Below are 4,650 nucleotides of genomic sequence, written 5' to 3'. Positions count from 1 at the left end.
CCAAGCCTTACAGCAGGCTGAACCGCCCCCCATCCGGCTCGGCCTTCGGCCGAGTCCGCCCTCCCCGCCGCTTCGCGGGGGGAGGATTGGGGCGGCCGCGACCCGCTGGATGCGATAGCCCTGCCACCAGCGGGGAGAGGATTCCCCTGCGCGCGCAAGCCGCGAGGCACCCCCCGGCATGAGCGCGGCCCTCGCCCCCTCCTCCGCCGAAGCCATCCTCTCGGTGAACAATATCGAGGTGGTCTACGACCACGTCATCCTCGTGCTGAAGGGCGTCTCGCTGGAAGTGGCGAAGGGGGGCATCGTCGCGCTGCTCGGTGCGAACGGGGCGGGCAAGACGACGACGCTGAAGGCCGTCTCGAACCTGCTGCGGGCCGAGCGCGGCGAGGTCACCAAGGGCTCCATCACCTTCGCCGGCGAGCGCGTGGACCATCTCTCCCCGAGCGAGCTGGTCCGGCGCGGCTGCATCCAGGTGCTGGAGGGCCGCCACTGCTTCGGCCACCTCACCATCGAGGAGAACCTTCTCACCGGCGCCTTCACCCGCCGGGACGGCAACGCCGCCATCCGGCGCGACCTCGAGGAGATCTACGAGACCTTCCCGCGCCTGCGTCAGCGCCGCTCCTCGATGGCGGGCTATACTTCCGGCGGCGAGCAGCAGATGTGCGCGATCGGCCGCGCCATGATGTCGAAGCCGCGCATGATCCTGCTCGACGAGCCCTCGATGGGCCTCGCCCCGCAGATCGTGGAAGAGATCTTCGAGATCGTCCGCGACCTCAATGCGCGCTCGGGCGTCTCCTTCCTGCTCGCCGAGCAGAACACGCATATGGCGCTCCGCTACGCGACCTACGGCTACATCCTGGAGACGGGCCGTGTCGTCATGGACGGGCCGGCCGCCTCCCTGCGCGAGAACGAGGACGTCAAGGAATTCTATCTCGGCGTGGCCGAGGGCTCGGGCAAGAGCTTCCGCAACGTGAAGAGCTACAAGCGCCGCAAGCGCTGGCTCGCCTGAGGCCCAGCGGGCTTTGCCAGGGCGATCGGGGGTAAGTTCCCCCTTTGTCCCCGGCTGGAGCGAAGCGGATCCAGAGCCGCCTGCGAACCCCCTGGATCCCCTTTCCGGCCCCTCGGGCCGCCGGGGATGACAAGGAGGGCGCTTCGCCCGGCGGCCTTAGCGATTTGTTATCGGCTTGCCGCCACCATGGCATCACGGCCCGATGGGGGAGTGGCGACCCGCCGGCGGTGCAACGCCGCGTAGCCCTGGTTCGAATCCGGGGTCGGGCCTCCAATCCTCACCTGAACATCCGCTCGCCCTGCTCGTCGACGAGCTGGCATCCCTTGCGCAGGGAGAATTCGGTCGCGTCGTCGAGAATGGGGAAACGGTCCGCGCGCACGAACCGATGCTCGCGCCGTGCCTCCCCCTCCCCGTGCAGCACGATCCCGGCCGTCTGATACTGGCCGCCCTCCGCCAGATAGGGCTGGGCGCGGATCGTGAAGCCGTTGTGCTCGATCTCGGCCGTCGTTTGCGGCTCCGCCGGCTCCTTGGACGCGGAACCGCCGCCGAAGATGCGCTTCCAGAAGGACATGATGGTCTCCTGCAATGGACAAGGATCGCGAGGCCCGCGGGGCCTGGGAGGCGGGCAAGTCTCTCAGCGCAGATCGAGATCGCCCAGCCTCACGGCCAGCCCTGGCACCAGCGCGGGCGCGATCTCCCCGTCGATCAGCTCGATGCGCTCGTCTTCCTCGAGGATGCCGGCGCGCGTCATCCACTCCACCCCCTCGAAGATGAAGCGCCGCCGCATCAGGCCCTCGGCCTCGTTGGTGATCTTCAGCAGAGCCGACATGAAGGAAGGATAGCACAGCTCGAAACGGCACGGAAAAGCATCCGGCCGGTCAACGGACATGGGCGTCCTCATGGAGCCGCGGGAGGAACCAGGCCAGGAGGCCCACCAGCGGCAGGAACGAGCACATCCGGTAGACCGCCGCGACGCCGTATCGGTCCGCCAGCACGCCGAGGATGGCCGCCGCGATGCCGCCGAGGCCGAAATTCAGGCCGTAGAACAACCCGCCGATCAGGCCGATCCGGTTGGGCAGCAGCTCCATCGCGTAGATGAGGATCGAGGCGAAGGCGCTGGCCATGATGAGGTTGATCAGCACCGTCAGCACGCCCGTCCAGAACAGGTCCGCATAGGGCAGGATCAGCGTCAGGGGCAGCGGCCCGAGGATCGAGATCCAGATGATGCGGGAGCGGCCGATGCGGTCGCCGACGATTCCGCCGATCAGCACGCCCACCGCCGAGGCGAGAAGGAAGATGAAGAGCATCATCTGGGCCGAGGGAATGGACAGCCCGAACCTGTCCATCAGATAGAAGGTATAGAAGGAGCGGAAGCTTTCGCTATAGGCGTTCTTGGAGAACATCAGCAGCATCAGGACGACCAGCCCGAGGCCGATGGTGAATGCGGAATGGCGGGCCTGCCCGGTCTTGCCGTCCTTGTGGGCGGAGCGCGCGGCCGCGAATTCCGCGCTGATCTGCCTCTGCTGGCTGCCGATCCATGCGAGCAGCATCATGGCCACGAGGGCCATGAGCGCGAACCATGCGAGGCTCGGCTGCCCCCAGGGCACGATGATCAAGGCGGCGAAGACCGGTCCGAGGGCGCCGCCGGCCTGCCCGCCCACCTGGAACAGCCCCTGCGCGAAGCCGTGCCGGCCGCCGGCCGCATAGCGCGCCATCCGCGTGGCCTCGGGATGGTAGATCGAGGAGCCGATGCCGATCAGCGCGACCGAGACGAGGATGATCCCGTAGCTGTGCGCGAAGGCCAGGGCGACCAGCCCCGACAGCGTGAACAGCATGCCCGCCACCGGCGAATAGGGCGCCGGGTGGTGGTCGGTCACCATGCCGACGACCGGCTGCAGCAGGGATCCCGCGACCTGGAAGGTCAGGGTGATCATCCCGATCTGCACGAAATCCAGTCCGTAGGCATCCCTGATGATGGGATAAGCCGCCGGAATCAGCGACTGCATCAGATCGTTCAGGAGATGCGTCAGGCCCAGGACCACCAGGACAGCCAGATAGGTCCTGGGGCGGGAGGCTGACAGAACGGCGGTCGTCATATCGATCGTCTTCGACTTTCTCGGAAGCTGCCGCAAGCTAGAGCACGCCGGGGGAAAGCGGAATCCGGTTTTCCGGCAACAGCATGCGCTCAGAACAACTTAGACCATACTTTCAGGAAGAAGTTGCCGGCGCTCCCGATCACGAACGCGTGCGGCGTGCCCGGGGACGCCCTGCCGGATCCATGAGCCCGTCGACCGCCCGTCCGATCCCGCTTTTCGCGAAATAATGGATCATGTGCCCTTTTCCCGGCAGGACGGTCAGGGTGCTTTCCGGCGCCTCGCGATGCAGGCGGCACGAATGCGCCGCCGTATCGACGATCCTGTCCGCGTCGCCCGCCATGATGACCAGCGGCACCTTCAGATGGCGATAATGCGGATGGAGCCAGGCCGCGGCCGAGTTCATGCTCGCGGTATCCTCGGCGCAGGCGCGCAACTGCTCGCGCCCGAGGGCGATCTCGACCGGGAAGCGGGTCTTGAAGCGGGCCGGCACCGATTGCGGGCTGAAGACATGGCGGAAGGCTTGCCGGGCCATCAGCTCGCGCATGGGAAGGGGCATGACGGCGCGGGCCGTGTCGCCGTATCCGGGAACGGCCAGCGGGGCCGACAAGGCGAGATCCGCTCGCTGCTCGGGGAAGAAATAGCCCGAGAGGAGAACCAGCCCCCTGAGGTCGCAGGCATTCTGAGCCGCGAGAGACAGCGCGACGAGCGTGCCCCAGGAATGCGCGACGACGACGGGCCGCTCGACCTTGAGCCGCGCGAGGACCCCCGCCACGAGATGGGCCTGCGCCGCCGCGGTCCAGAGGCGGTGGCGAGGACGCTTCGTGCGGCCGAAGCCGGGCCGGTCGACGGCGATCACCCGGTAGCGTGCGGCGAGTTGGTCGAGGAGGCCGCACAGGACGAAATCCTCCGCCATCGTCCCGTTCCCGTGCAGGAGGACGACCGGCCTCCCCCTGCCCCGCACGATGCAGTGCACGCGGATGCCCTCGACCTGGACGAAGCGGCCTCGCGGGCGGCCCGCGCTCGAGACCTCCGGGGTCTTCACCACGGCTTGCGCCTGCCGAGCCACCGCGGCGCCCTGCTTGAGCGCGGCGCGCGTGAGCTTGGCGGAGGACCGCAGGAGCTTGCCGAGACCCGGGGTGAGAGCGGGGAAGGATCGGAATCGCCTGGATGCCACGTCTTGCGCTATGCCCTCTTCCCGCCGGCGGCAAGGTCATGCCCGAGGTCCGGCTCCCCGCCTCCTCAATCCTTGTAGAGGCTGTCGTTCTGCTGGCGCAGGACGTTCTTCTGCACCTTGCCCATCGTGTTGCGGGGCAGGTCGTCGGCGAAGAGCACGCGCTTCGGCAGCTTGAACTTGGCGAGGCGCCCGTCGAGGGCGGCGAGCACCGACGCCTCGTCGAGCTTCGCATCCGGCGCCGGCACGACGACGGCCGTCACCGCCTCGCCGAAATCCGTATGCGGCAGCCCGATCACCGCGCTCTCCACCACGCCGTCGATGGCGTCGATCTCGCTCTCGACCTCCTTCGGATAGACGTTGAAGCCGCCGGA

5 protein-coding genes, 1 tRNA gene and 1 pseudogene are annotated in these 4,650 nt (G+C 67.9%); 2 read left to right on the top strand and 5 right to left on the bottom strand.

Annotated elements, in window-relative coordinates; translation table 11 throughout:
- Window positions 1-178 precede the first annotated feature (178 nt).
- Window positions 179-1,009 carry an ABC transporter ATP-binding protein gene (locus PKD06_RS18405; protein ID WP_324382702.1) on the top strand — a complete coding sequence of 277 codons (831 nt, stop codon included), beginning with the start codon at window positions 179-181 and terminating at the stop codon, window positions 1,007-1,009.
- A gap of 196 nt (window positions 1,010-1,205) precedes the next feature.
- Window positions 1,206-1,282: transfer RNA gene (locus PKD06_RS18400), tRNA-OTHER, on the top strand.
- A gap of 4 nt (window positions 1,283-1,286) precedes the next feature.
- Here the strand turns inward: PKD06_RS18400 and PKD06_RS18395 are convergent.
- The 5 genes and pseudogenes from PKD06_RS18395 to PKD06_RS18375 form a co-directional block, all read right to left on the bottom strand.
- Window positions 1,287-1,580 carry an HlyU family transcriptional regulator gene (locus tag PKD06_RS18395; RefSeq protein ID WP_324382700.1) on the bottom strand — a complete coding sequence of 98 codons (294 nt, stop codon included), beginning with the start codon at window positions 1,578-1,580 and terminating at the stop codon, window positions 1,287-1,289.
- A gap of 63 nt (window positions 1,581-1,643) precedes the next feature.
- Complete coding sequence (locus PKD06_RS18390; protein ID WP_324382698.1) at window positions 1,644-1,898, bottom strand: hypothetical protein; 255 nt, start codon at window positions 1,896-1,898, stop codon at window positions 1,644-1,646.
- Window positions 1,888-3,105, bottom strand: coding sequence for an MFS transporter (locus PKD06_RS18385; RefSeq protein WP_324382696.1), 1,218 nt, complete (start codon window positions 3,103-3,105; stop codon window positions 1,888-1,890). The genes PKD06_RS18390 and PKD06_RS18385 overlap by 11 nt, the downstream gene beginning before the upstream one ends.
- A 139-nt stretch (window positions 3,106-3,244) precedes the next feature.
- Complete coding sequence (locus tag PKD06_RS18380; protein ID WP_324382694.1) at window positions 3,245-4,279, bottom strand: alpha/beta hydrolase; 1,035 nt, start codon at window positions 4,277-4,279, stop codon at window positions 3,245-3,247.
- Between the two features lie 65 nt (window positions 4,280-4,344).
- A pseudogene (locus tag PKD06_RS18375) lies at window positions 4,345-4,650 on the bottom strand (malonyl-CoA synthase); the annotation flags it as partial.

The sequence above is a fragment of the Enterovirga sp. genome, from assembly GCF_035325185.1.
Classification (GTDB): Bacteria; Pseudomonadota; Alphaproteobacteria; order Rhizobiales; family Beijerinckiaceae; genus Enterovirga.
This window is presented reverse-complemented; position numbering and strand designations above follow the sequence as displayed.